Raw genomic sequence first — 24,621 nt, 5'->3', positions numbered from 1 at the left:
CGACCGTCCTGTTCTCGAACGATCGCCTGTCGGCGCGCGCGGTGCCGTGGGGAGGGAGGCTATTGCCCTGAGGGGGCAAGGGGACACCGGCGCTTCGTCGCGGGGCGACCGCTCGACGAACGCGGGGTCGGAGCCATGGGTGTTGGCGAGGAGGTCATCACTCGCCGGGAAAAGCAAAACCCCCGCCATGTAGAAGCTAGGCGAGGGTTTCTGGGATCAATGTAATGATGATCCGTGTGGCTCCGACGGGCGTCGATCCCGTGACCTCACGATTTTCAGTCGTGCGCTCTACCAACTGAGCTACAGAGCCGAGCGACATGTCTGCCGCTTCCTAAACGAAAGGCCTCCTCGAAAGAAGGCCCGTCGCTGTGGAGCGACCCTGACGGGACTTGAACCCGCGACCTCCGCCGTGACAGGGCGGCACGCTAACCAACTGCGCTACAGGGCCATGCATTTTCAATTGTACTTCACCGGAAAGTGACCCCAACGGGATTCGAACCCGTGCTACCGCCGTGAAAGGGCGGCGTCCTAGGCCGCTAAACGATGGGGCCGGATGAGGCGGAAACCTTGCGATTTCCTTCTCGCTTGCCGACGACCGAGCCTACTTCACATCTCGCGAGATTGCCAATTCGGGGCGTGGCGTACGCGGCTCGCGCGTGTCGGGGGCGCAGGATGGGCGCTGCCGACGGGAACTCGCCCTGTTGTGTGTGTGACTCGTGTTGCTACTGTGAGTCGAGTTGCGACCGGTGAGATGAGGTATTCCCGTGACGCTCGAGCGCCCCGTTGAGTCAGACGATTGCGGCTGCGCGCCCACCGCGGATGAGCGGCGGCGCCTGTGGCCGACCTTCGATCGACGCAGCGCGTTGAAGTTCGGCGCTCTCGGCGCCGTGGCTCTCGGCGCCTTCGGTGCGGCGGCATCCGGATTCTCGTCTCCCGCGGCGGCCGCCGACTACCCCTCGTGGGCCGACGTCGAGGCGGCGCGCGCGAACGAGTCCGCCAAGGCCGGCGAGATCGCCCGCATCCAGGGGCTCATCCAGGGGCTGCAGTCCGAGGTCGCCCGCACGCAGGCCGAGGTCGTCGCCCGATCCGACGAGTACTACACCGCGCAGCAGGCGTACCTCGACGCCGACTACCGCGCCCAGCAGATTCAGGCGCAGGCCGACGCCGAGGCCGCGAAGGCCACCGACGCGGCCGCGAAGGCCGGAAAGGTCGCCGCGCAGCTGTACCGCTCGGGTGGCGACGACACCTCTCTCGACCTGTTCTTCTCGGGCTCCGCGGCCAGCGCCGACGATCTGCTGGCCAAGCTCGGCACGATGGACAAGCTCATCGAGCGCAACCGCTCGGTGTACGCCGCGGCCGTCACGGCGCGCGATTCCGCGACGCAGCTGAGCAACCAGGCGAACGACGCCCGCACCGAGCGCGACCGTCTGCAGAAGATCGCCGAAGAGAAGATGGTCGCCGCGCAGCAGGCGGCTCAGGCCGCGCAAGAGGCACTCGCCGCGCAGCAGGCCAATCAGGTCGTGCTCGAGGCGCAGCTGGCCGCCCTGCAGGACACGACCGCCAAGACCGTGGCCGATTACCAGGCCGGTGTCGAAGCCGAGCGCAAAGCCCGCGAGGAACGCGAACGCAAGGCGCGCGAAGAGGCGGAGGCCCGTGACCGCGCCGAGCGTGCGCGTCGCGAGCAGGAGCAGCGCGATCGCGAAGCCGCGAACAACAACAGCGGTGGTGGCGGAGGCGGCGGCTCCAGCAGCGGCGGAGGTTCGAGCAGCGGCGGAGGCGGCGGTCAGGCCACCGGCTCGGGCTGGGCGCGTCCCTCGTCGGCCGGGACCACTTCGGGCTACGGCCCGCGCTCCAGCCAGTGCAACGGCAGCTACTGCGCGAGCTCGTGGCACCTGGGTCTCGACTTCGGCGCCGGCTGCTACTCGCCGATCTATGCGGCGTCGGCCGGGCGCGTCACCTACGCCGGCTACAACGGCGGCTACGGCAACTACATCCGCATCCAGCACGACGACGGCTCGGCCACCGGCTACGCGCACATCGTCAACGGCGGCATCTATGTCTCGTACGGCCAGCGCGTCGGTGCGGGCGAGCAGATCGCCGCGACCGGGCAGACCGGCAACTCCTTCGGCTGCCACCTGCACTTCGAGGTCTACCCGCCGTGGGGCGGCACGACCGATCCGGCCCCCTGGCTCCGCGATCGCGGCGTCTGGGTCTGATCCCTTCCACGAGAAAACCCCCGGTCGATCGACCGGGGGTTTCGTCGTCTCATCGACTCAGAGCGTGTTGGGGGCCTCGCCCGAACCCTGCGTCTTGGTCTGCGCGTCGTGCTCGTCGAAGCGCGTGAAGGCCTCGGCCACGAGACGCTCGGCCTCGGCGGCGTTCGCCCACTCGTCGACCTTGACCCACTTGTTGGGCTCGAGGTCCTTGTAGTGCTCGAAGAAGTGCGAGATCTCCTTCTTGGTCCACTCGTCGATGTCGTCGACGTCCTGGATGTGATCCCAGCGCGGGTCCTTCGCGAGGACCGCCACGACCTTGTCGTCGCCGCCGGCCTCGTCGCTCATCTTGAGCACGCCGACCGGGCGCACCTTGGCCAGGATGCCGGGGTGCAGGTCGCGGTCGAGCAGCACGAGCACGTCGAGCGGGTCGCCGTCTTCGCCGAGGGTGTTCTCGAAGAAGCCGTAGTTGGCCGGGTAGCCGAACACCGTGTAGAGGATGCGGTCGAGGTAGACACGGCCGGTGCCGTGGTCGACCTCGTACTTCACGCGGCTGCCGCGGGGGATCTCGATGACGGCGTCGAAAGCGCCCATACTCGTGCTCCTTAGATCTGTGGATTTCCGCGGCCCAGCCTAGTCGGGCCGGGGTCGCACGTCTGGTCTGCGGGCGGCGACGGGCGGTCGGGCGGAGCCGCGCGGTCGGCACTCGGCGCAGGGAACGGGCGACCGGCGAGGTGCGACCCGGTCGGACGCCGATCCATCCAGCCCCGCGACGGGGGAACTCCTGCGTTGTGCCGATCGGCCAATACCGTAGGGGGATGGACCGCCGCCCTGGACTCTCTCCCGCTGTCGCCGAGGTGCGCCGAGCCGTCCGCGCGGTGCTCGAGGGACGCACCGGTGCGGTCGTGGTGGCGCTGTCGGGCGGGGCCGATTCGCTGGCCCTCGCGGCGGCGACGGGTTTCGAGGCCGAGCGTCTCGGCATCCGGGTCGAGGCCGTCGTGATCGATCACGGCCTGCAGGAAGGGTCGGATGCCGTCGCGCGCCGCGCTGCGGAGGCCGTGCGCGGGCGGGGGATCGACGCGCGCGTGGTCGCGGTCGACGTCGTCGCGAACGACGGTCCCGAGGCCGACGCGCGTGCGGCGCGGTACGCCGGGCTGGCCCGGGCGGCGACCGAGATCGGCGCGGACGCCGTGCTGTTGGGGCACACCCTCGACGATCAGGCGGAGACGGTGCTGCTCGGCCTCGCCCGTGGATCCGGTGCGACGAGCCTTGCCGGCATGGCACCCGAGAGACGGGATGCGACGGGGCCGGTGTGGCTGCGACCTCTCCTCGGCGTCCACCGCCGGACGACCGCCGCCGCCTGCGCCGCGGAGGGGTTTGACGCGTGGTCCGACCCGCACAACGCCGACCCGTCGTACGCCCGGGTGCGGGTGCGCGAGCGCGTGCTCCCCGTGCTCGAGACGGAGCTCGGTCCCGGTGTCGCCGAGGCCCTCGCCCGCACGGCCGAGCAACTGCGGGAGGATGCGGCCGCCTTTCAGGACATGATCGACGAGACCATCGAAGACATCGTCGAGCACGCAGAGGCGGGTATCTCGATCTCGGTCGCCGCTCTCGCCGCCAACCCCGCGGCCCTGCGCAACCGCGTCATCCGCTACGTCGTCGAGAGCGAGTTCGGCGTCTCGCTGACGCGCGCGCAGACCCTCGAGGTCGCGCGGCTCGCGGTGGACTGGCGGGGGCAGGGAGCGATCGATCTGCCCTCCTGCACGGCTCGGCGGGTGGCGGCCCGCATCGAGATCGTGGCGCGCGGGCGCGGATGACGCCGCGGCGCGTTCAGCTCACAGCGCGGCGTCGAGTGAGGCGGGACTCGATCACCGCCATGACCGTGATCGACGCCAGAGCGACGGCCGCGAGCCCGATCGTGAGCAGGGCGAGTCCGTCGAAGAGGAGCCACTCGGCGAAGACACCGCCGAGGACGTTGCCGAGGAGGTAGCCGGCGCCGACCACGACCGAGTACGCGCCCATGATGAGACCACGATCGTCGCGGAACTCGGCGGAGATGTCGCTGAGATGGGTGAGGGCTGCGGGAGTGAACCCGGCTTCGAGGAAGACCCCGACCATCACCAGCGGCACCGCGACGGCGATCGGTGCGCCGCCGTTGGCGAGCATCAGGCCGACCGAGGCGATCAACGCGCCCGCCACCGTGACGAAGAGAACAGGAACCGTGGGCAGCCGACCGATGAAAAACGCCCACGCGATGATGCACAGGCTGAAGAACAACACGTAGACCCCGAGCACGATCGACAGTCCCATCTCGTCGCCGCGGAACGCACCGGGGAACAGCTGGCCGTCCGCACGCCGGTCGCCGGCCAGCACGAAGGTGATCTGCGAGGTCACCCACGTTCCGAGGATCGCGTTCACCGCGATCCACGCGGGGAGGAACGCGAGCAGGCGGGGCTGGACGAGCACGCGCAGGCGATCGCGCACGCCGGCGCGGACGGGTGCCGGCGATGTCCGGGCGTGCCGAGGCACGAAGACGAGGGTGACCACGGCCGCCACCACGTAGACGGCCGCCAGTGCGACGAACGTGCCGAGTCCGAGCGCCCCGTACAGGAGCGGTCCGGCGACCGCGCCGAGAGCGATGCCTCCGGACGACGACAGCTCGTACAGGCTCGTCACCCGGCCGCGGCGTCGGCGGTCGTCGTCACTGGCGTCGGCCAGGAGACCGAGGGTGGTGGGCGCGGAGATCGCCGCTCCCGCTCCGTCGAGCAGGCGCGAGGTGCCGACGATGACCACGACGAGGGCGATGGACGGGGCGGTCGCGATCAGCGAGGCGCCGGGGGTGAGCAGGACGCCGCCCGCGGCCAGCAGGGGAGCGGCGACGAGGAAGATCTTGCGCCCTCGACGGTCGCTGGCTGATCCCGCGGCGGGCGCGAGCACGAGTTCGGCCAGGAAGCCGATGCCCGACAGGATCCCCAACACGAGCGGGCCCACCGACGTGCCCTGGCGGGAGAGGTCGACGAAGTAGGAACCCAGAGCGAGGGCGCCCGCGGCCGACGCGGTCCGCAGCAGCAGCTGGGCCACGATGACCGCGCCGGCGCCGCGGGGAGGCGTCGGCGAATCGGGCGTCGACACGGATGCCGGCCCGGGCGAGGGGAGCGGATGACTCAACGCGTCCTCCTCGAGGTCGATGGCGGTGCGACTGCCTCGCGCACCGACGCTACCCGGTGGCGCGACGCGGGACCGCGCGGACGGCATCCGGAATCACCCGACGTAGACTTTCCCAATGCGCGCGGCCGACATCTCCGACGACATCAGCGAAGTCCTCCTCACCGAGGAGCAGATCCACGAGAAGCTCGCCGAGCTGGCGACCCAGGTGGTGACCGATTACGAGGGCCGCGAGGTCGTGCTCGTGGGCGTCCTCAAGGGTGCGGTCATGGTCATGGCCGACTTCGCGCGGCATCTGCCCATGCACGTCTCGATGGACTGGATGGCGGTGTCGTCGTACGGCGCCTCGACCCGTTCGAGCGGCGTCGTGCAGATCCGGAAGGATCTCGACACCGACATCACCGGCAAGCACGTGCTGATCGTCGAGGACATCATCGACTCGGGTCTGACGCTGAGCTGGCTGCTCGAGAACTTCGCCTCGCGCGGAGCGGAGTCGGTCGAAGTGCTGGCGCTGCTGCGAAAGCCGGATGCGATGAAGGTGGAAGTGGACTGCCGCTACGTCGGCTTCGACATCCCCAACGATTTCGTGATCGGCTACGGACTGGACTACGCCGAGCGCTATCGCAACCTCCGCGATGTGGCCGTCCTCGCACCGCACGTGTATTCCTGAGGCGTTCGGAGCGGAGTCCGGCGTACGCCCTCGACGAACGCACAGGCCCGGCATAGTCCGCGGGCGTTAGCCTGTTGCGACCGCGTTTCGGCGGAGGATCACGAAAGGGCTGGGCTCGCCCACCATGAATTTCAAGAAGATCACGCGTAATCCGATCGTCTACGTTCTGCTGGTCGGTCTGCTTCTGGTCGTCGGTTTCTCCCTCATCTCCAACCTCAGTGGTGCCCGTCAGGTGTCCACCAAGGAGGGGCTGGACCTGCTCAAGGGCGGCACCGTGACCCAGGTCGTCACGAACGATCCCGATCAGCGCGTCGATCTGACCTTGTCGCAGCCCTTCGAGGGCGCGAACGACGTGCAGTTCTACTTCAGCCAGGCCCGCGCGAACGAGGTCGCCAACGCGATCGACGCCGCGGCCCCCGCCGACGGCTTCAACGACGTCGTGCCCAAGCCCAGCTGGTTCGACGGTCTGATCGGCCTCCTGCTCCCGCTGATTCTGCTCGGCCTGCTGTTCTGGTGGTTGCTCTCCAGCGCCCAGGGTGGCGGCAGCAAGGTCATGCAGTTCGGCAAGTCGCGCGCCAAGCTCGTCACCAAGGAGACGCCGACCGTCACCTTCCAGGACGTCGCGGGCTCCGACGAGGCGATCGAAGAGCTCGACGAGATCAAGGAGTTCCTCAAGGACCCCAAGAAGTTCGAAGAGGTCGGCGCCCGCATCCCGAAGGGCGTGCTGCTGTACGGCCCTCCCGGAACCGGTAAGACCCTGCTCGCCCGCGCCGTCGCCGGCGAGGCCGGTGTGCCGTTCTACTCGATCTCCGGGTCGGACTTCGTCGAGATGTTCGTCGGCGTCGGCGCCAGCCGTGTCCGCGACCTCTTCAACCAGGCGAAGGAGAGCTCGCCGGCGATCATCTTCATCGACGAGATCGACGCCGTCGGGCGCCACCGCGGTGCCGGTATGGGCGGCGGTCACGACGAGCGCGAGCAGACGCTGAACCAGATGCTCGTCGAGATGGACGGCTTCGACCCCAAGGTCAACGTGATCGTGATCGCTGCGACCAACCGCCCCGACATCCTCGACCCCGCTCTGCTGCGCCCGGGCCGCTTCGACCGCCAGATCGGCGTCGACGCCCCCGACCTCAAGGGCCGCCAGCGCATCCTCGAGGTGCACGGCCGCGGCAAGCCGCTGTCGGACTCGGTCGACCTCGAGGTCGTCGCGCGCAAGACGCCCGGCTTCACCGGTGCCGACCTGGCCAACGTGCTCAACGAGGCCGCCCTGCTGACCGCGCGTTCGAACGCGCAGCTCATCGACAACCGGGCCCTCGACGAGGCGATCGACCGCGTCATCGCCGGTCCCCAGCGGCGCACGCGCGTGATGAAGGACAAGGAGAAGCTCATCACGGCCTACCACGAGGGCGGTCACGCTCTCGCCGCGGCGGCGATGAACCACACCGACCCCGTGACGAAGGTGACGATCCTCCCGCGCGGCAAGGCTCTGGGCTACACGATGGTGCTCCCGCTCGACGACAAGTACTCCGTCACCCGCAACGAGCTGCAGGACCAGCTGACGTACGCGATGGGCGGCCGCGTCGCAGAGGAGATCGTCTTCCACGACCCCACGACCGGCGCCTCCAACGACATCGAGAAGGCCACCAGCATCGCCCGCAAGATGGTCACCGAGTACGGCATGACCAATGAGGTCGGCCCCGTGAAGCTCGGCTCCTCGTCGGGCGAGGTCTTCATGGGTCGCGACATGGGCCACGGCCGCGACTTCTCGGAGCGGATCGCCGAGCGTGTCGACAGCCAGGTGCGCGCGCTCATCGAGCAGGCGCACAACGAGGCGTACCAGGTCATCAACGACAACCGCGAGGTGCTCGACCGCCTCGCCTTGGCGCTGCTCGAGAAGGAGACGCTCGACCACATCGAGCTCGCCGAGATCTTCAAGGACGTCAAGCGCCTCACCCCGCGTCCGCAGTGGCTGTCGTCGGGCGATCGTCCCGTCTCGAACCAGCCGCCGGTCAACGTCCCGCGTCGTCAGGCTCCGGCCGGCATCGCCGCCTCCGCCGAGGCGGGAGCGCAGACGCAGGCTCAGGCGCAGCCCCGTCCGAGCGGACAGACACGCCCGGCGACCGCCTGAGGCGCCGTGGCCGTCGATCGAGAGCGGGTCGCAGCCCTCGTCCGTGAGCTGCTGGAGGCGATCGGGGAAGACCCCGATCGCCCCGGCCTCCGGCAGACCCCGGCGCGCGTCGCCGACAGCTGGGCCGAGTTCTTCTCGGGAGTGAATCAGGATGCCGGCGCGCCGCTTCAGCACACCATCTCGGTGTCGCGGGGACCTGCGCCCGACACGCTGCCCTCGGGAGCGGTGATGGTGCGCGACATCGCGTTCCGCTCGATGTGCGAGCACCATCTGCTGCCGTTCCGCGGCCGCGCGCACGTGGCCTATCTGCCGGGGGAGGAGGTCGTGGGTCTCGGCGCACTGCCGAAGGTCATCGACATCCTCGCCGCCCGTCCTCAGGTGCAGGAGCGCCTGGGAGAACAGATCGCTGACGCCATCGCATCCGCCCTCGACGCCCGCGGGGTCCTCGTCGTCCTGGATGCCACCCACGAGTGCGTCACCATGCGCGGCGGCCGGCAGCTCGACGCCTCGACCGTGACGATCGCCGCTCGCGGCGCCTACGCGGAGCCCGTGGCCCGCGCCGAGCTCGTCGCCCTGATCGGAGCGCGCGCGTGAGCCTCGTGATGGCGATCGTCAACGTCACCCCCGATTCCTTCAGCGACGGCGGACGCTACCTCGACCCCGACGTGGCCATCGCCCACGCCCGCCGTCTGCGGGCGCAGGGCGCCGACCTGCTCGACATCGGCGGAGAGTCCACGCGGCCCGGTGCCGAGCGCGTCTCGCCCCGGGTCGAGCAGCAGCGCGTGCTCCCCGTCGTCGCCGCCCTGGCATCCGAGGGGGCGTACGTCAGCATCGACACCATGAACGCTTCGACTGCGGCGGCCGCGGTGGCGGCAGGTGCGCGCCTTGTCAACGACGTGTCAGGAGGTCTCGCCGACCCCGAGATGCTCGCGGCCGTGGCCGAGAGCGGAGCCGAGGTGGCGATCGGCCACTGGCGCGGGCCGTCGAGCGAGATGTACGCGCGCGCGGAGTACGTCGACGTGGCTGCCGAGGTGGCCGCGGAACTCGACGAACGCGTCGCGGCCGCGGAGGCCGCCGGCATCCCGGCGTCGCGGATCGTCGTCGACCCCGGGATCGGGTTCGGCAAGCGCGGCGTCCAGAACTGGCAGACGCTGCGGGCGCTGCCCGACCTCGTCGCCGCCGGTCGGCGTGTTCTCGTCGGCACGAGCCGCAAGAGGTTCCTCGCCGACGCGCTCGGCGACGACGCCGACCTCGCCCGCCGCGACCTCGCCACCGCCGTCACGAGCGCCCTCGCCGCCCGGGCCGGAGCCTGGGCCGTGCGCGTTCACGACGTACCGACCACCCGCGACGCGCTCGCCGTCGCCCGCGCTTGGGAGGCCTGATGGATGCCGTCGACCACATCACCCTGACGGGCGTGCGCGCCTTCGGGTACCACGGGGTCTACCCCGACGAGAAGCGCGACGGGCAGGAGTTCGTCGTCGACGCGACGGTCTACCTCCCGCTCGCACGGGCGGCGGAGACGGATGACGTCGTCGACACGGTCCATTACGGCGAGCTCGCGGAACGCATCGCCGCGATCGTGTCGGGGGAGCCGGTCGACCTGCTCGAGAAGCTCGCCGCGCGCATCGCCGACGAGGTGCTCCGCGACGAGCGGATCGAGGCCGTGGCCGTCACGGTGCACAAGCCCGCGGCGCCCATCCCCGTCCCCTTCGCCGACGTGTCGGTGACGATCACGCGCGGGCGCTCGTGAGCGTGCGACTGGCGCACGGCATCGGAGAGGCGCCGCGCACCTCTCCCGTCGCGGCCGTGGTCGCACTGGGTGCGAACCTCGGGGAGCGGGCCGAAACGCTCGCCGCCGCCGTGACGGAACTGCGGGCGCTGCCCCTCACGGGCGACGTCACGGTGTCGGCGCCGATCGAGACCGTCGCCGTGACCCTCGACGGCGAGGACGACGACGCCCCCCGCTACCTCAACGCCGTTGCCACGCTGCGCACGAGACTGGCCCCCACGGCGCTGCTCGCCGCCCTCCACCGCATCGAGGCACGACATGGTCGCGTGCGTCGCGAACGGTGGGGCGACCGCACGCTCGACCTCGACCTCATCGCCTACGGCGACGAGATCATCGACCGCGACGACCTCGTGGTCCCGCACCCGCGCGCGCATGAGCGCGACTTCGTGCTCGCGCCGTGGCTCGACGTGGACCCGGATGCCGTGATCCCCGGCCGGGGTCGTGTCGACGACCTTCTCGCCGAGCTGCGGGGAGGAGCACGGTGAAGCGCACCGGTGCCGGCATCCTGCTCATCGCCGCCATCATCGGCGGCGTGGTCGGCTTCGTCCTCGACACGATGCTCACGGCGATGGGTCGCGCGACGTTCACCCCCGCGGCGAGTCTGCCGACGATCCTCGCGCTCGTCGGTGCGGTGATCGTCATTCTCGCGGTGCCGGTGTTCCGCGCGACGCGGGGGAGAAGTGAGCGACGCATCGACCCGTTCCGGGCTCTGCGCATCGCCATGCTCGCGAAGGCGTCGTCGCTCGTGGGGGCTGCGGCCTTCGGATTCGGCGCCGGTCTGCTCGCGTTCCTGTTGAGCCGGCCCGCGACACCGTCGCTAGGCTCGATGGGATCGATCATCGCGACGGTCGTGTGCGCGGTCGTCCTCGTCGTCGCGGGGCTCGTGGCCGAGCAGTTGTGCACCATCCGGAAGGACGACGATGACGACACCCCCGGGAACACCCCTGCCGGACCCGTCGGCATCTGACGCCCCGCCGCGCGTCGACGCCCTCGACGCGCGGACGTTCTCGCGCATCCTGGAGCCGGGTGCCGCCGGTCGCCTTCCTCTCGGCGACGGGACGTGGCACCAGCTGGCGCGTGCCTACGTGTGGGTGCAGCTCATCTCGCAGGGGGTGGTCTTCCTCCTCGCGCTCGTCGTCCCCATCGTCGTTCAGGTCTTCACGGGCGTGCCCTGGCAGTGGATCCCCGCGGGCATCGTGCTCGTCGTGACGGCGATCGGTCTGCTCATCACGCCGCGGCAGGCGCGCTCGTTCGGCTATCAGCTGCGCCAGGACGACCTCGTCTTCCGCCGCGGCATCCTGTGGCAGCGTGTCGTCGCGGTGCCGTACGGGCGCATGCAGCTCGTCGACATCACGCACGGGCCCCTCGACCGCGGGTTCGGGATCGCCCAGCTCAAGCTCGTCACGGCCGCGGCCTCGACCGGCGTAACGATCCCGGGGCTCACGCAGGAGGCGGCCGAGCAGCTGCGCGACACCCTCGTCGCCGTGGCGGAGACGCGACGGACAGGGCTGTGAGCGACACGGACGATCGCGCTCGCGGTGACGCGGTCGAGCCGACCGACACCGGCTCGCGAGCGACGCCGGAGCCCTCGGCCGACGTCGCGCCGGGAGCGCCCGCCGAGGTAGCGGCAGCGGGCGACGGGACCGGGGCCGGGGTCGCGGCGTCGGGCGACTCGCCCGAGGTCGCGCCGTCGAGCGACGGCCCCGGGGCCGCGCTGTCGGGGGACGGTTCCGGGGTCGCGCCATCGGGCGACGGGTCCGGGGTCGCGGTGTCGGGGGACGGTTCCGGGGTCGCGGCGTCGGGCGACGGGCCCGGAATCGCCCCGGATGCCGCCACCCCGGATCCGGCAGGCGCCCCCGGGGTGCCGCGGTCGGTCGTGCGATCGCCGTACAGCGACGGCGGATGGCACCGACTGCACCCGCTGACGCCCCTGCTGCGCGGCGGTCTCTCGTTGCTCGTCATCGGGGGCCTCATCGTGGCCAATCTCCGCGAGCGGCTGCTGGAGCTGTTCTTCCCGATCTTCACCGACCTCCCGCCCGGGGCGGTCCCGCCCGACCCGGTGGACTTCCTGTTGGCGAACAACCTCATCCTGATCGCGGCCGGAGTGGCCCTGGTCGTCCTCCTCGTGCTGCTGGTGCTGTTCCGGTTGTCGTGGCGTTTCCACACCCTGCGCATCGGCGACGACGACGTCGAGGTGCGCTCCGGTGTGCTCTTCCGCACCCATCGCCGGGCCCCGCTGGATCGCGTGCAGGGCGTGAACCTGACCCGTCCGATGGTCGCGCGCCTCCTCGGGCTCGCGAAGCTCGAAGTCGTGGGTGCCGGTCTCGATGCGAACGTCAAGCTCGAATACCTCTCGGGCAAGGATGCCGAGGCAATCCGTGGCGACATCCTCCGGCTGGCGTCGGGTCGACGTCTGGCCGAGGCGGGCGCCGGTTCGGGGGCGAAGCGCTCCCTCGTGACGGCGGCCGCCGACACCGTCGCCGACGGGCTGCAGGGCATCGTCGACGGGGAGGACTTCTCCGACGCCGAGCCCGAGAGCATCGTGCGCATCCCGCTGGGCCGCCTCGTCGCCTCGCGCGTGCTGAGCGGATCGACCCTCGTGCTGATCGCCTTCGTGATCGGGATCGTCGTCGCGGCATCGGTGTCGACGCTGTGGCTGCTCTTCACCGTCGTGCCCATGTTCCTCGCCTTCGGTGCGTACTACGTGCGCTCGATCGCGCGGGGGCTGCGGTACTCGATCGCCCCGACCGCCGATGGGGTGCGCGTCACGTTCGGTCTCTTCACCACGGTCACGGAGGTCGTCCCGCCGGGGCGCGTGCACGCCATCGAGGTGCGCCAGCCCCTGCTGTGGCGTCCCTTCGGGTGGTGGGCGGTGACGGTGAACCGCCTGTCGGGTCGCTCGTCCACCGACTCCAGCGCCGACCAGATCGCCGCCGTGCTGCCCATCGGCACGCGTGCCGACGTCGAGAAGGTGCTGCGGATCCTCGCCCCCGGCCTGTCGAGCGAGGAATGGACACTCGTGTTCCGTGACGGCATCCTGGGTCCGGTGGATGACGACCCCTACGTGACGACTCCGCGACGCGCGCGGTGGCTGCGGCCGCTGTCGTGGCGCCGCAACGGTGTTCTCCTCACCGCCGACGCGCTCCTGCTGCGCCGGGGGTGGGTCTGGCGTTCGCTGACCGTGCTGCCGCTCGCCCGGCTGCAGTCGATCGGCCTGCATCAGGGGCCGCTGGCCCGCGCGGCTCGCACGGCGACCCTCACCGGTCACGTCATCGCGGGCACGGTGCAGACCGCCGTCGGAGCGATCGACCGCGACGACGCCCTCCGCGTGTTCGAGGCCACCGCCCGCGGCGGTGTGGTGGCGGCCGCGGGCGACCGCACGCATCGGTGGGCCGGATGAGCGGCGGTCGCGACGGACGTCTCGGCGTCGGGGTGATCGGCGCCGGACGAGTCGGACCCGTCATCGCGGCCGCCCTCGCGGGCGCCGGACACCTTCTCACCGGGATCACCTCGGGCTCGGACGACGACCGCGTCGAGGCGATCCTGCCCGGAGTGCCGCAGCTCACGGCCGACGAGGTCGTGCGCCGGAGTGAACTCGTGGTCATCGCGGTTCCGCACGACCAGCTCCCGGGCCTCGTGGTCGGTCTCGCGGAGCTCGGCGCCTGGCAGCCCGGACAGCTGGTGCTGCACACCGACGCCGCGTACGGTGCGCGCGTACTCGATCCCGCGGCGCAGCGGGGGGCCATCCCCCTCGCCATCCACCCCGCCATCGTGTTCACGGGTGCGTCGTCGATCGACCTCCGCCAGCTCGCGCAGGCGTACGCCGCGGTGACGGCGCCCGCTCCCGTGCTGCCGATCGCCCAAGCTCTCGCCGTCGAACTCGGATGCGAGCCCGTCGTCGTGGCCGAGCGCGATCGACCGACGTACGCCGAGGCGATCGCGACGGCGACGGAGTTCTCTCGCTCGATCGTGCGACAGTCGTCCGACCTGCTGAGCCGAGTCGGCATCGACAACCCGGGCGGGTACCTGTCAGCGCTCGTGCGCTCGAGCGTCGACCACGCCCTCGTCGAGGGCACCGGCGCGGGTCGCCTCGACGGCGACGCTACGATCGACGGATGATCGCCACCCTCGAGGATCTGCGCGCCCGACTCGACGAGATCCGAGGGACCGACCGCGCCGCGCAGGGACCCCGCATCGCGCTCGTCTCGACGCTCGGAGCCCTGCACGACGGCCATGTCGACCTCATCAAGCGTGCCCGGGAGCGCTCCGACGTGGTGGTGGTCTCGACGTTCGTCAACCCGCTGCGATTCCGTACGGCCGAAGACACCGCGGCCTACCCCCGCTCTCCTGACGCGGACGCGCGCGTTCTGGACGATCTCGCGGTAGACGTGGTCTTCGCCCCCACCGCGGCGGAGCTGTTGCCGGCCGGCACGGCGACCACGCGGGTGTCGGCGGGCGACGTCGGGCTCCGCTACGAGGGTCGGGTGCGCCCGTTCTACTTCGACGGCGTCCTGACCGTCGAGGCGAAGCTGTTCCATCTGGTCGCCCCCCACGTCGCCGTCTACGGTGAGCGCGACCTGCAGCGCATCTTCCTGGTGCGGCGGATGGTGCGCGATCTGAACTTCCCCGTCGAGATCGACACGGTCCCCACGGTGCGCACCGACGACGGCCTGCCGGTGTCGAGCCGGATCGCCCTGTTGGACGAGGTCGACCGCCGGGCGGTCGCCAAGCTCCCGCGTGCTCTGGAGGCCGCTGCGTCGAATGCCGACATGGGCGTCGACGCGTGCATCGCGGCGGCCCAGTCGGCGCTCATGGGCGAGCAGCGCATCTCGCTGGAGTACCTGAGCGTGGTCGATCCGGCGACGTTCCTGCCGGTCGACGAGGGGCATCGCGGTCGCGCCTTCGCGCTGATCGCGGCGACCGTCGGTGGCCACCGCTTCATCGACAACGCCGAGATCTCGTTGCGCTGACGATCCGGCGGCCCGACCCGGACGCGGGCGACGGCCGCTGCGGCACGGCGTGCGGCGAAGGTGGCCGACCGTCGAGGCGGGCGAGTGCCCCGAGCGGCCCGGGCCGGGCGAATACACTGGGGAGGACCCCGAGGAGCTTCCACGATGACCGACGCGCCCGCGAACGACGCCGCCGAACCCACCGAAGACGAGGTCTTCGAGCAGAAGGCGGTACGCCTGGCCAAGCGCGAGCGACTGCTCGCCGAGCGCAGCGACGCCGCGGGCGGCGCCTACCCGGTGTCGGTCCCGGTCACGACCACCATCACCTCCCTGCGCGAGCGCTTCGGCGAGCTCGAGGCAGGTGAAGAGACGGGCGAGACCGTCGGCGTCGCCGGGCGCGTGGTGTTCAGTCGCAACACCGGCAAGCTCTGCTTCGCTTCGCTGCAGGCCGGTGACGGCAGTCGCATCCAGGCGATGGTGTCGCAGGGCGTCGTCGGCGAGGAGTCGCTGCAGGCGTGGAAGGAGCTCGTCGACCTCGGCGACCACGTGTTCGTCTCGGGCGAGGTCATCTCGAGCCGCCGTGGCGAGCTGTCGATCATGGTCGCCGAGTGGCGCATCGCGGCCAAGGCCGTGCTGCCGCTGCCCAATCTGCACACCGAGCTCAGCGAGGAGAGCCGGGTGCGCAGCCGCTTCCTCGACTTGATCGTGCGCGACCGGGCGCGCGAGACCGTGCTCGCTCGCGCCACGGTCAACGCGAGCCTGCGCCGCACCTTCACCGAGCGCGACTTCGTCGAAGTCGAGACCCCGATGCTCCAGGTGCAGCACGGCGGCGCGTCGGCCCGGCCGTTCACGACCCACTCGAACGCCTTCGACACCGAGCTCTTCCTGCGCATCGCGCCGGAGCTCTACCTGAAGCGTGCGGTCGTCGGCGGCATCGACCGCGTCTACGAGATCAATCGCAACTTCCGCAACGAGGGATCCGACTCCACGCACAGCCCCGAGTTCGCGATGCTCGAGGCCTACCAGGCCTACACCGACTACAACGGCATCGCCGACCTGACCCAGACGCTCATCCAGGATGCCGCGATCGCGGTCGCCGGCTCGACCACTGTGACGTGGGCCGACGGCACCGAGTACGACCTCGGCGGAGACTGGGACCGCATCTCGATGTACGACTCGCTGTCGGCGGCATCCGGTCATCAGGTCACCCCCGAGACCTCGCTCGACGAGCTGCGCGCTCTCGGCGAGAAGTCCGGTGTCGACGCGCCTCCGCACGAGACCCACGGCAAGTGGGTCGAGGAGCTGTGGGAGCACTTCGTGAAGGGGGGCCTGACGCGCCCCACCTTCGTCATGGACTTCCCGGTCGACACGAGTCCCCTCGTCCGCGAGCACCGCTCCATCGCGGGGGTCGTGGAGAAGTGGGACCTGTACGTCCGAGGATTCGAGCTCGCCACCGGGTACTCCGAGCTCGTCGACCCGGTGATCCAGCGCCAGCGTTTCGTCGAGCAGGCCAAGCTCGCCGCGCGGGGCGACGACGAGGCGATGCCGATCGACGAGGAGTTCCTGCGGGCGCTCGAGCACGGGATGCCGCCCACCGGGGGGATGGGGATGGGGATCGACCGTCTGCTGATGGCCATCACCGGGCTCGGTATCCGCGAGACGATCCTCTTCCCGCTGGTGAAGTAGGGCGCTCGAAGACCCACTCGGGCAGGCGACCGGCGTCGAGAAGGCTCAGCATGATCGCGCTGAGGCCGTGCTGGGGGTCGATGCGGATCGCCTCTTCGGCGTAGGTCCCGGCGTGCGATGAGCGTCCCTGCGCCCATGCCAGCCAGGCGCAGGCCGACAGGGCCCCGGGCCGTCGATCGGGCGGCACGGTCGCGGCGACCTGCCGGCACACCTCCAGGGCGGTCCGAAGGCGCTCGGGCTCGGGCCGCGCGCCTTCTCCCCACATCGGACGCGCGAGGTCTTCGGGGAAGGGCGTGCCCACGCTGAACGCGGTCTGCGCGCGCAGCACCGCATCGCCGGCGGCGACATCGGCGGCCCACTGCATGAGGGCCACGTCGCGCAGCGACGGACGCTCGAGGCAGAACGCGAGGGCGGCGATCATCGTCGACCGCAGGCGCCCCGACTCGGTGACCGCCCTCTCGAACAGGGCGGGCGGGTCGGCGAGCAGTGAAGCGATCTCGTCGGCCTCGGCTCGCCGCGCGAGCGGCAGGCGACGCCGATCGCGCGGGCGGCCGAGGGTGTCGTCGACGTCGCCGAGCGATCGCGCCACGGATGCCGCGGTCTCGGTGTCGACCGCGGGGAGCGCGGCGGCGGAGAACTGGTCGGTGCGGGGGAGTGCGTCGGCTCCTCGGGCGTCGGCGTCGGCGATCTCGGACAGCGACGCCGCGGACGTGCCCGCGGGGTCGAGGTAGCAGGCCCAGGCATCGGGACCGACGACGAGGGCGTCGAGCACGCGCAGGCCGCAGATGCCCGCGCGAGACGCGATCTCGTCGATCAGCGCGCGTTCCGGGAGGTCGGAGCCGCCGGTCACCGGGTGGTCGGTGTACACGACCGGGACGATCGCGTCCGTCGACGCGACCTTGCACGCCATGCCGATGACGGTCGACGCGATGCTCTCGGCCTCGGTCGGCCCGCCGCGGGGGAGGTCGACGCGCATGGCCCCGAGAGATCGCCCGTCGGCGAAGGGGACGACGACGAGACTTTCCCGCGGGGTGCACTCCAGCAGGTGCGGGACGAGGGCGAGGAACGAGGCGGACGAGGCGGCGCGGACGACGGTCGGGGTCATGGGCACGAGCGTGCCGGGTCGCGGCATCCGCGCGCGGGGCGGGAAAGCTCGATCGTGGATAACCCGACTGCCACGGCGCGTGGGGAGGAACGGTGCGCGGGTATCCTGGGGGTATGGATGAGACCTGGGTCGCGATGCTGTGGGCGATCCTGCCCACGATCGTCGTCTCGGTCGTGTTCTTCTTTATCCTCCGCAACGTGATCCGCATGGACCGCACCGAGCGCAAGGTCTACTCGCGCATCGAGGCCGAGGAGCGCGCGAAGCGCGGCCTCCCGCCGGTCGCCTCCACCGGCGACGGTCCCGCGAGCTGACGATCCCGCGACCGCTGTCGCAGCCCCTCGCTACGCTGGGTGGACGACCCGCCCAGGAGGACCCGTGATCAACGCCACGTTCGACGCGAGCTGGCTCGTCATCACGCTGTTCGTCGTCGACCTCGTGGTGCGTATCGCCGCGATCATCATCGTGCCGCGCAACCGCCGCCCGACCGCCGCGATGGCGTGGCTCCTGGCGATCTACTTCATCCCCTTCCTCGGGGTCTTCCTCTTCCTGCTGATCGGCAACCCCCGTCTGCCGCGCAAGCGCCGGCGCAAGCAGACCGCGATCAACGAGTACATCCACGACACGAGCGCGTCGCTCGAGTTCGGCACCCTGCGTCCCCACGCCCCCGACTGGTTCCGCGCCCTCGTGCGCCTCAACCGCAACCTCGGGGCGATGCCGATCGCCGGTGACAACGCCGCGACCCTCATCGCCGACTACCAGCAGAGCCTGGATGCCATGGCCGAGGCCATCCGCCTCGCGAAGCGCTACGTGCACGTCGAGTTCTACATCCTGCAGTCCGACGAATCGACCGACAACTTCTTCCGCGCCCTCGAGGAGGCGGCCGAGCGCGGCGTCGTCGTCCGCGTTCTGCTGGATCACTGGGCCAACCGGGGCAAGCCCTTCTACAAGCAGACCCTCCGGCGTCTCGACGACATGGGCGCGCACTGGCATCTCATGCTCCCCGTGCAGCCGTTGCGCGGGCGGTATCAGCGCCCCGACCTGCGCAACCACCGCAAGCTCCTCGTCATCGACGGCGACGTCGCCTACATGGGCTCGCAGAACGTCACCGACTCGTCGTACAACCTGCGCAAGAACATCCGTCGCGGCCTGCACTGGGTCGATCTGATGGTGCGCGTCGAAGGCCCCGTGGTGGCCAGCATCAACGCCGTGTTCCTGTCGGACTGGTACAGCGAGACCGACGAGACCCTGCGCGACGAGATCGACCTGTTCAGCGTGACCTCCGGCCCCGGCGACCTCGACTGCCAGATCGTGCCCTCGGGACCCGGCTTCGATTTCCAGAACAACCTCAAGCTCTTCCTCGGGCTGCTCTTCGCCGCGCGCGAGCGCATCATCATCGTCAGCCCCTACTTCGTCCCCGACGAGGCTCTCCTCCTGGCGATCACGACGGCGTGCCAGCGCGGCGTCCACGTCGAGCTCTTCGTGTCCGAAGAGGGCGACCAGGCGATGGTCTACCACGCCCAGCGCAGCTACTACGAGGCGCTGCTGCGCGCCGGCGTTGTCATCTGGATGTACCGCAAGCCGTTCATTCTGCACTCCAAGAGCGTGACGATCGACGACGAGGTCGCGGTCATCGGCTCGAGCAACATGGACATGCGATCGTTCGGTCTGAACCTCGAGGTGTCGATGCTCGTGCGGGGCGAGGAGTTCGTCCGCGATATGCGCGCCGTCGAGCACACCTACCGCAGCCTCAGCCGCCAGCTCACGATCGAGGAGTGGAAGCACCAGCCGCTCCGCTCGACGATCCTCGACAACCTCGCGCGGCTCACCTCGGCGCTGCAGTGATCCTCCGGCGGTGACGCGCCGCGGCTTCGCCGCCGGCATCCAGGAATCTCCGCCATCATGGGGCGGAACTCGCCCCGGAGGTCCACATGTCCCGTCATCGTCTGACTCTCATCGCCGCCCTCGGTGCCGGCCTGCTGGCCGCCGGCGCCCTCACCGGCTGCGCCACCGGCGCGTCGTCGCCCGCGCAGGAGACCTCGCCGTCCGCCTCGTCCAGTCCGGATGCCGGGGAGTCGTCATCCGCGGCCGAGGTCGGGGCCGCATGGCTCGACGCGGGTCGCGCGATCGCCGTCGTCACCTGGGGGAGCTCGACCTGCGTGCCCGTCGTCAGTGCGGAGCCGACCGTGTCCGGTGATGCGGTCACCGTCACCCTCGGGGAGTCCGCGCGCACGGACTGCACGCGCGACATGGCTCCGCGGGCCACCCTGGTGGGCCTGCCCGCGGGCGTGGACCCCACCCGATCGCTCGAGGTGACCGTGGAAGGCGCGGCCGAGGGGCGAACGACCCTCGCACCGCTGACCTCCGCCCCGTCCGACGCGGAGCAGTTCGCTCCCAGCGCCGGCTGGGTCGACGCGCGCACCATCGCCCTCGTCACCTACGGCAGCTCCGGCTGCCCGCCCACCGTGGAGTCGGTCACCACGACCGGGACCGGCATCGCGGTGCAGTTCGCCACCCCGCCCGCCGACCAGATCTGCACGATGGACCTCGCCCCGCGCGTCACCCTCGCCGACGTCGGCGACGGGGCGCCCGAGGGTGCCGTGTCGGTGGTGCTGTCGGGCGGCGGAGTCGATGCGCCGGATCCGATCCCGGTGCTGGGCTCGCGCTGAGCGCCGGCCCGCGGGGTCTCACGGGCTGACGACCAGCAGGTCGCCCACCTCGCACTCCAGCACGCGGCAGATGGCCGACAGCGTCGAGTAGCGGATCGCCCTCGCCCGGTCGTTCTTGAGCACCGAGAGGTTGACGACCGAGACGCCCACGAGCTCGCTCAGTCGGGTCAGCGTCATCCCGCGGGCCTCCAGCAGCTCGTCGAGGCGGCAATGGATGCCGGTGGGCCCCTCGTCGGCGACGGCCGGGCTCATACGAGGCCCTCGGTGTCGCGCCGCAGGCGGTCGCCGACCGTGAACACGGTGCTGGAGAGTCCCGCGACGAAGCCGATCACGATGAGGATCGGGAGGTCGATCTGCTGGGTCAGTCCGCGGTCGTAGGTGCGATCCGAAAGCCACGCGAGGGCGCCGTTCGCGACCATGTTGTGGAAAAACGGCACCGCGAACGCCGCGACGAGCGAGACGATGCCGGCGGCCGCCACCAGACGGGTGTGCCGGCGGCTGAAGATCTCCCCCTTCAGGATGCCGACGCACAGGACGACGAGCAGCACCACCACCGTCACGACCGCGGCGGCGAAGATCCCCTGCGAGAGGAACAGCGCCCAGAGCGAGGCGAGGGGGAGCGAGGGGGCGGTGACCACCGCGCCGGTCAGCTCGACGGGGACGGACGCCCCGTCGGGACCGATCGGCGCCTGGGCGACGGTGTCGAGGAACTCGATGGGGACGCGCACGTCGCGGTTGCCGACGGCGGCCACGATAGTGCCCACCGAACGGATCACCGCCCAGGCGGCGATGGCGACGCCCGCGACGATGAAGAGCAGGAAGCTGCCGGTGTCGCCTCGGGAAAGGGTGCGCGAGGTGGATCGGGGGGATGCCATGATCGCTCCTTATCGATGATCGTTGTTATTGACAGTCGATAAGGTATCGATACTCGATAGGTTTCGCAACACCGGGTGTCACGGCGGTATGCCCACGGCGAACACGCGTCTCCGGCATCCGGCCGCTGGTTACTCTCGATGTACGGCGCGCGGAGGCGTGCCTGTCAGCCCATTTCTGGAGGGACTGAGATGTTCGAGAGATTCACCGACCGTGCTCGTCGTGTGGTCGTCCTCGCCCAAGAAGAGGCGAAGATGCTCAACCACAACTACATCGGGACCGAGCACATCCTGCTCGGGCTGATCCACGAGGGCGAGGGCGTCGCCGCGAAGGCGCTCGAGTCGCTCGGCATCTCGCTCGACGCCGTCCGCGAGCAGGTGCAGGACATCATCGGCCAGGGTCAGCAGCAGCCGACCGGCCACATCCCCTTCACGCCGCGCGCGAAGAAGGTCTTGGAGCTGTCCCTGCGCGAGGCGCTGCAGCTCGGCCACAACTACATCGGGACCGAGCACATCCTGCTCGGCCTCATCCGCGAGGGCGAGGGTGTCGCCGCCCAGGTGCTCGTCAAGCTCGGCGCCGACCTGAACAAGGTGCGCCAGCAGGTCATCCAGCTGCTCTCGGGCTACCAGGGCAAGGAGCCCGCGGGCGTCGCGTCCGGAGCCGGTGAGCAGAGCCAGGGTGCTGCCCAGGGCGGGTCGGCGGTGCTCGACCAGTTCGGCCGCAACCTCACGCAGGCCGCGCGCGACAACAAGCTCGACCCCGTGATCGGGCGCGAGAAGGAGATCGAGCGCGTGATGCAGATCCTGTCGCGCCGCTCGAAGAACAACCCCGTCCTCATCGGCGAGCCCGGGGTCGGAAAGACGGCGGTCGTCGAGGGTCTCGCCCAGGCCATCGTCAAGGGCGACGTGCCCGAGACGCTGAAGGACAAGCAGGTCTACTCGCTCGACCTCGGCTCGCTCATCGCCGGATCCCGCTACCGCGGCGACTTCGAGGAGCGCCTGAAGAAGGTCACCAAGGAGATCCGCACGCGCGGCGACATCATCGTCTTCATCGACGAGATCCACACCCTCGTGGGTGCCGGTGCCGCCGAGGGCGCGATCGACGCGGCATCCATCCTCAAGCCCCTCCTCGCCCGCGGTGAGCTCCAGACCATCGGTGCCACCACGCTCGACGAGTACCGCAAGCACTTCGAGAAGGATGCCGCCCTCGAGCGCCGCTTCCAGCCGATCCAGGTCGCGGAGCCGAGCCTGCCCCACGCGATCAACATCCTGAAGGGGCTGCGCGACCGCTACGAGGCCCACCACAAGGTGCAGATCACCGACGGTGCGATCGTCGCCGCGGCGAACCTCGCCGACCGCTACATCAGCGACCGGTTCCTGCCCGACAAGGCCATCGACCTGATCGACGAGGCCGGCGCGCGCCTGCGCCTGTCGATCCTGTCGTCGCCGCCGGAGCTGCGCGAGTTCGACGAGAAGATCGCCAAGGTCCGCGAGCAGAAGGAGCAGGCCTCCGAGGAGCAGGACTTCGAGAAGGCAGCGGCCCTGCGCGACGAGGAGAAGTCGCTGCTCGCTGAGCGTCTGCGTCTCGAGAAGCAGTGGCGCTCCGGCGACGTCGCCTCCCACGCGGTGGTCGACGAGGGCCTGATCGCCGAGGTGCTCGCCCAGGCGACCGGCATCCCGGTGTTCAAGCTCACCGAGGAGGAGTCCAGCCGCCTCATGTTCATGGAGAAGGCGCTGCACCAGCGCGTCATCGGCCAGGAAGAGGCGATCGCGGCCCTCTCGCGCACGATCCGTCGTCAGCGCGCGGGCCTCAAGGACCCCAAGCGCCCCTCTGGCTCGTTCATCTTCGCCGGCCCCACCGGTGTCGGAAAGACCGAGCTGGCCAAGGCGCTCGCCGAGTTCCTCTTCGACGACGAGGGTGCGCTGATCTCCCTTGACATGTCGGAGTTCGGTGAGAAGCACACCGTCTCGCGCCTGTTCGGTGCCCCTCCCGGGTTCGTCGGGTTCGAAGAGGGCGGCCAGCTCACCGAGAAGGTGCGTCGCAAGCCGTTCTCGGTCGTGCTCTTCGACGAGATCGAGAAGGCCCACCCCGACATCTTCAACTCGCTGCTGCAGATCCTCGAAGAGGGTCGTCTGACCGACGGTCAGGGTCGCGTCATCGACTTCAAGAACACCGTGATCATCATGACGACGAACCTCGGTTCGTCGGCGATCGCCGGTGGTCCGGTCGGTTTCCAGGTCGAGGGCAGCGCGCAGACCTCGTACGAGCGGATGAAGGGCAAGGTCGACGAAGAGCTCAAGCGCCACTTCAAGCCCGAGTTCCTCAACCGCGTCGACGACGTCATCGTCTTCCCGCAGCTGAACAAGGACGAGCTCCGTCAGATCGTCGGCCTGTTCGTCAAGCGCCTGGCCGACCGCCTGCTCGACCGCGACATGACGGTTGAGCTGTCGGACGACGCGAAGGACAAGCTCATCGAGATCGGGTTCGACCCCACGCTCGGTGCGCGCCCCCTGCGCCGCGCCATGCAGCGCGAGGTCGAGGATCGTCTCAGCGAGAAGATCCTGCACGGCGAGCTCGAGTCGGGCGACCACGTGAAGGTCGGTGTCGAGAACGGTCAGTTCACCTTCGACACCGCTCCGCGCGGCGAGAAGGTCGCGATCGGCGTCGGAACGGCCGGCGAGATCGCCGCCACCCCCGACACCCTCGCGGGGAGCTGATCGCCTATCTCAGAAGGGGCCCGGATGCCATGGCATCCGGGCCCCTTCGTCGTTGCGGCGTAGGCTGTTCCGATGACCTCACCCGCGCCGTTCGTCGTCCGCCCCGCCGGAACCGCCGACGTGCGACGCATCCACGAACTGCTCGAGCCGTTCGTGCAGAAGCGCATCCTGCTCGGCAAAGACCTCGTCGTGCTCTACGGCTCCGTGCAGCAGTTCGTCGTCGCCGAGGCCGACGGGGTCGTCATCGGGTGCGGCGCGCTGCACGTGATGTGGGACGACCTCGCCGAGATCCGCACGCTCATCGTGCACGACGACTGGTTGCACCATGGCGTGGGTCGGGCCATCGTGGAGGACCTCGAGCAGCGCGCGCGCGAGCTGGGGGTCGCCCGGTTGTTCTGCCTCACCTTCGAGGTCGACTTCTTCACGCGGCGCGGGTTCGCTCCGATCGGCGAGCAGGTGGTCGACCCCGACGTGTACTCGCAGCTCGTGCGCAGCCCCGACGAGGGCGTCGCCGAGTTCCTCGATCTCGCGCACGTGAAGCCGAACACGCTCGGCAACACCCGGATGCTCAAGCACCTCTGACGCGCGCATCGCCCGGCGCTGAGGGCTCCGCGTGCCTGTGAGCGTGCTGATGCGCGCGCGCCGTGGAATGCCGTCGCC

At 70.2% G+C, this 24,621-nt stretch carries 24 protein-coding genes and 3 tRNA genes; 19 read left to right on the top strand and 8 right to left on the bottom strand.

Annotated elements, in window-relative coordinates:
- Nucleotides 1–237 precede the first annotated feature (237 nt).
- From RWH44_RS04195 to RWH44_RS04185, 3 genes are all read right to left on the bottom strand, one after another.
- Nucleotides 238–310 (bottom strand) — tRNA-Phe (locus tag RWH44_RS04195).
- A 64-nt stretch (nucleotides 311–374) separates the two neighbouring features.
- Nucleotides 375–448: transfer RNA gene (locus RWH44_RS04190), tRNA-Asp, on the bottom strand.
- A gap of 30 nt (nucleotides 449–478) precedes the next feature.
- Nucleotides 479–551, bottom strand: a tRNA-Glu gene (locus RWH44_RS04185).
- A gap of 213 nt (nucleotides 552–764) precedes the next feature.
- On the opposite strand from RWH44_RS04185, the gene RWH44_RS04180 reads away from it, so the two are divergent.
- Nucleotides 765–2,216 (top strand): peptidoglycan DD-metalloendopeptidase family protein, encoded by a 1,452-nt coding sequence (locus RWH44_RS04180; RefSeq protein ID WP_298870748.1) that lies wholly within the window; start codon nucleotides 765–767, stop codon nucleotides 2,214–2,216.
- 57 nt (nucleotides 2,217–2,273) lie between these two features.
- On the opposite strand, the gene RWH44_RS04175 is transcribed toward RWH44_RS04180, so the two are convergent.
- Nucleotides 2,274–2,807: an inorganic diphosphatase gene (locus tag RWH44_RS04175; protein ID WP_298870751.1), complete on the bottom strand. Its 534-nt coding sequence runs from the start codon at nucleotides 2,805–2,807 to the stop codon at nucleotides 2,274–2,276.
- Between the two features lie 224 nt (nucleotides 2,808–3,031).
- Here RWH44_RS04175 and tilS point away from each other — a divergent pair, with 224 nt between their 5' ends.
- The gene (gene tilS, locus RWH44_RS04170) at nucleotides 3,032–4,030 is read left to right on the top strand and encodes a tRNA lysidine(34) synthetase TilS (RefSeq protein WP_316003564.1); all 999 of its coding nucleotides are present in this window, start codon (nucleotides 3,032–3,034) and stop codon (nucleotides 4,028–4,030) included.
- Nucleotides 4,031–4,043: 13 nt separating this feature from the next.
- Here tilS and RWH44_RS04165 read toward each other — a convergent pair whose 3' ends face one another.
- A complete protein-coding gene (locus RWH44_RS04165) occupies nucleotides 4,044–5,381 on the bottom strand; it encodes an MFS transporter (RefSeq protein WP_316003563.1) in 1,338 nt (445 codons plus the stop codon).
- 115 nt (nucleotides 5,382–5,496) lie between these two features.
- Here RWH44_RS04165 and hpt point away from each other — a divergent pair, with 115 nt between their 5' ends.
- The 12 genes from hpt to lysS all read left to right on the top strand — a co-directional run bounded on the left by hpt (nucleotide 5,497) and on the right by lysS (nucleotide 16,600).
- Nucleotides 5,497–6,048 (top strand): hypoxanthine phosphoribosyltransferase, encoded by a 552-nt coding sequence (gene hpt / locus RWH44_RS04160; RefSeq protein WP_316003562.1) that lies wholly within the window; start codon nucleotides 5,497–5,499, stop codon nucleotides 6,046–6,048.
- A 124-nt stretch (nucleotides 6,049–6,172) separates the two neighbouring features.
- Entirely contained in the window at nucleotides 6,173–8,176 is a 2,004-nt protein-coding gene (ftsH, locus tag RWH44_RS04155) for an ATP-dependent zinc metalloprotease FtsH (RefSeq protein WP_316003561.1), read from the top strand.
- Nucleotides 8,177–8,182: 6 nt separating this feature from the next.
- The gene (folE, locus tag RWH44_RS04150) at nucleotides 8,183–8,770 is read left to right on the top strand and encodes a GTP cyclohydrolase I (RefSeq protein WP_298870763.1); all 588 of its coding nucleotides are present in this window, start codon (nucleotides 8,183–8,185) and stop codon (nucleotides 8,768–8,770) included.
- Nucleotides 8,767–9,558: a dihydropteroate synthase gene (gene folP / locus RWH44_RS04145; RefSeq protein WP_316003560.1), complete on the top strand. Its 792-nt coding sequence runs from the start codon at nucleotides 8,767–8,769 to the stop codon at nucleotides 9,556–9,558. The genes folE and folP overlap by 4 nt, the downstream gene beginning before the upstream one ends.
- Nucleotides 9,558–9,926: a dihydroneopterin aldolase gene (folB, locus tag RWH44_RS04140; protein WP_298870767.1), complete on the top strand. Its 369-nt coding sequence runs from the start codon at nucleotides 9,558–9,560 to the stop codon at nucleotides 9,924–9,926. The genes folP and folB overlap by 1 nt, the downstream gene beginning before the upstream one ends.
- A complete protein-coding gene (gene folK / locus RWH44_RS04135; RefSeq protein ID WP_316003559.1) occupies nucleotides 9,923–10,450 on the top strand; it encodes a 2-amino-4-hydroxy-6-hydroxymethyldihydropteridine diphosphokinase in 528 nt (175 codons plus the stop codon). The genes folB and folK overlap by 4 nt, the downstream gene beginning before the upstream one ends.
- Nucleotides 10,447–10,932 carry a DUF3180 domain-containing protein gene (locus RWH44_RS04130; protein WP_298870771.1) on the top strand — a complete coding sequence of 162 codons (486 nt, stop codon included), beginning with the start codon at nucleotides 10,447–10,449 and terminating at the stop codon, nucleotides 10,930–10,932. The genes folK and RWH44_RS04130 overlap by 4 nt, the downstream gene beginning before the upstream one ends.
- Nucleotides 10,886–11,479, top strand: coding sequence for a PH domain-containing protein (locus tag RWH44_RS04125; protein WP_316003558.1), 594 nt, complete (start codon nucleotides 10,886–10,888; stop codon nucleotides 11,477–11,479). The genes RWH44_RS04130 and RWH44_RS04125 overlap by 47 nt, the downstream gene beginning before the upstream one ends.
- Entirely contained in the window at nucleotides 11,476–13,365 is a 1,890-nt protein-coding gene (locus RWH44_RS04120) for a PH domain-containing protein (protein ID WP_316003557.1), read from the top strand. Before RWH44_RS04125 ends, RWH44_RS04120 begins: the two co-directional genes overlap by 4 nt.
- Nucleotides 13,362–14,084: a DUF2520 domain-containing protein gene (locus tag RWH44_RS04115; protein WP_316003556.1), complete on the top strand. Its 723-nt coding sequence runs from the start codon at nucleotides 13,362–13,364 to the stop codon at nucleotides 14,082–14,084. The genes RWH44_RS04120 and RWH44_RS04115 overlap by 4 nt, the downstream gene beginning before the upstream one ends.
- The gene (gene panC, locus RWH44_RS04110) at nucleotides 14,081–14,935 is read left to right on the top strand and encodes a pantoate--beta-alanine ligase (RefSeq protein ID WP_298870781.1); all 855 of its coding nucleotides are present in this window, start codon (nucleotides 14,081–14,083) and stop codon (nucleotides 14,933–14,935) included. Before RWH44_RS04115 ends, panC begins: the two co-directional genes overlap by 4 nt.
- A gap of 144 nt (nucleotides 14,936–15,079) precedes the next feature.
- Nucleotides 15,080–16,600 carry a lysine--tRNA ligase gene (gene lysS, locus RWH44_RS04105; RefSeq protein WP_298870784.1) on the top strand — a complete coding sequence of 507 codons (1,521 nt, stop codon included), beginning with the start codon at nucleotides 15,080–15,082 and terminating at the stop codon, nucleotides 16,598–16,600.
- Here lysS and RWH44_RS04100 read toward each other — a convergent pair.
- Nucleotides 16,551–17,705 carry a DUF4192 family protein gene (locus RWH44_RS04100; protein ID WP_316003555.1) on the bottom strand — a complete coding sequence of 385 codons (1,155 nt, stop codon included), beginning with the start codon at nucleotides 17,703–17,705 and terminating at the stop codon, nucleotides 16,551–16,553. The genes lysS and RWH44_RS04100 overlap by 50 nt on opposite strands.
- 113 nt (nucleotides 17,706–17,818) lie before the next feature.
- On the opposite strand from RWH44_RS04100, the gene RWH44_RS04095 reads away from it, so the two are divergent.
- The 3 genes from RWH44_RS04095 to RWH44_RS04085 all read left to right on the top strand — a co-directional run bounded on the left by RWH44_RS04095 (nucleotide 17,819) and on the right by RWH44_RS04085 (nucleotide 20,371).
- Nucleotides 17,819–18,016, top strand: a complete 198-nt coding sequence (locus tag RWH44_RS04095) for a hypothetical protein (protein WP_298870789.1) — start codon at nucleotides 17,819–17,821, stop codon at nucleotides 18,014–18,016.
- A 64-nt stretch (nucleotides 18,017–18,080) separates the two neighbouring features.
- A complete protein-coding gene (cls, locus tag RWH44_RS04090; RefSeq protein ID WP_316003554.1) occupies nucleotides 18,081–19,547 on the top strand; it encodes a cardiolipin synthase in 1,467 nt (488 codons plus the stop codon).
- Between the two features lie 86 nt (nucleotides 19,548–19,633).
- Nucleotides 19,634–20,371, top strand: coding sequence for a hypothetical protein (locus RWH44_RS04085; protein ID WP_316003553.1), 738 nt, complete (start codon nucleotides 19,634–19,636; stop codon nucleotides 20,369–20,371).
- A gap of 18 nt (nucleotides 20,372–20,389) precedes the next feature.
- Here the strand turns inward: RWH44_RS04085 and RWH44_RS04080 are convergent, their stop codons facing one another.
- On the bottom strand, nucleotides 20,390–20,623 hold the full coding sequence (locus tag RWH44_RS04080; protein ID WP_316003552.1) for a helix-turn-helix domain-containing protein: 234 nt from the start codon (nucleotides 20,621–20,623) through the stop codon (nucleotides 20,390–20,392).
- Nucleotides 20,620–21,246 carry a hypothetical protein gene (locus RWH44_RS04075; protein ID WP_298870797.1) on the bottom strand — a complete coding sequence of 209 codons (627 nt, stop codon included), beginning with the start codon at nucleotides 21,244–21,246 and terminating at the stop codon, nucleotides 20,620–20,622. Before RWH44_RS04075 ends, RWH44_RS04080 begins: the two co-directional genes overlap by 4 nt.
- Nucleotides 21,247–21,435: 189 nt before the next feature.
- Between RWH44_RS04075 and RWH44_RS04070 the strand changes: the two genes are divergently transcribed.
- A complete protein-coding gene (locus RWH44_RS04070) occupies nucleotides 21,436–23,961 on the top strand; it encodes an ATP-dependent Clp protease ATP-binding subunit (protein ID WP_298870799.1) in 2,526 nt (841 codons plus the stop codon).
- 72 nt (nucleotides 23,962–24,033) lie between these two features.
- Nucleotides 24,034–24,543, top strand: a complete 510-nt coding sequence (locus tag RWH44_RS04065; protein ID WP_298870801.1) for an amino-acid N-acetyltransferase — start codon at nucleotides 24,034–24,036, stop codon at nucleotides 24,541–24,543.
- Nucleotides 24,544–24,621 lie beyond the last annotated feature (78 nt).

The organism is Microbacterium phycohabitans, from assembly GCF_032464935.1.
Taxonomy (GTDB): Bacteria; Actinomycetota; Actinomycetes; order Actinomycetales; family Microbacteriaceae; genus Microbacterium; species Microbacterium phycohabitans.
The sequence above is the reverse complement of the archived record's forward strand: the minus strand, read 5'-3'. Positions and strand labels throughout refer to the sequence as shown.

Coding starts and splice junctions, on each gene's coding strand:
- RWH44_RS04175 (WP_298870751.1), bottom strand. CDS start 2,807: ATGGGCGCTTTCGACGCCGTCATCGAGATCCCCCGCGGCAGCCGCGTG.
- tilS (WP_316003564.1), top strand. CDS start 3,032: ATGGACCGCCGCCCTGGACTCTCTCCCGCTGTCGCCGAGGTGCGCCGA.
- hpt (WP_316003562.1), top strand. CDS start 5,497: ATGCGCGCGGCCGACATCTCCGACGACATCAGCGAAGTCCTCCTCACC.
- ftsH (WP_316003561.1), top strand. CDS start 6,173: ATGAATTTCAAGAAGATCACGCGTAATCCGATCGTCTACGTTCTGCTG.
- folB (WP_298870767.1), top strand. CDS start 9,558: ATGGATGCCGTCGACCACATCACCCTGACGGGCGTGCGCGCCTTCGGG.
- RWH44_RS04125 (WP_316003558.1), top strand. CDS start 10,886: ATGACGACACCCCCGGGAACACCCCTGCCGGACCCGTCGGCATCTGAC.
- RWH44_RS04115 (WP_316003556.1), top strand. CDS start 13,362: ATGAGCGGCGGTCGCGACGGACGTCTCGGCGTCGGGGTGATCGGCGCC.
- panC (WP_298870781.1), top strand. CDS start 14,081: ATGATCGCCACCCTCGAGGATCTGCGCGCCCGACTCGACGAGATCCGA.
- lysS (WP_298870784.1), top strand. CDS start 15,080: ATGACCGACGCGCCCGCGAACGACGCCGCCGAACCCACCGAAGACGAG.
- RWH44_RS04100 (WP_316003555.1), bottom strand. CDS start 17,705: ATGACCCCGACCGTCGTCCGCGCCGCCTCGTCCGCCTCGTTCCTCGCC.
- RWH44_RS04095 (WP_298870789.1), top strand. CDS start 17,819: ATGGATGAGACCTGGGTCGCGATGCTGTGGGCGATCCTGCCCACGATC.
- RWH44_RS04085 (WP_316003553.1), top strand. CDS start 19,634: ATGTCCCGTCATCGTCTGACTCTCATCGCCGCCCTCGGTGCCGGCCTG.
- RWH44_RS04080 (WP_316003552.1), bottom strand. CDS start 20,623: ATGAGCCCGGCCGTCGCCGACGAGGGGCCCACCGGCATCCATTGCCGC.
- RWH44_RS04075 (WP_298870797.1), bottom strand. CDS start 21,246: ATGGCATCCCCCCGATCCACCTCGCGCACCCTTTCCCGAGGCGACACC.
- RWH44_RS04070 (WP_298870799.1), top strand. CDS start 21,436: ATGTTCGAGAGATTCACCGACCGTGCTCGTCGTGTGGTCGTCCTCGCC.
- RWH44_RS04065 (WP_298870801.1), top strand. CDS start 24,034: ATGACCTCACCCGCGCCGTTCGTCGTCCGCCCCGCCGGAACCGCCGAC.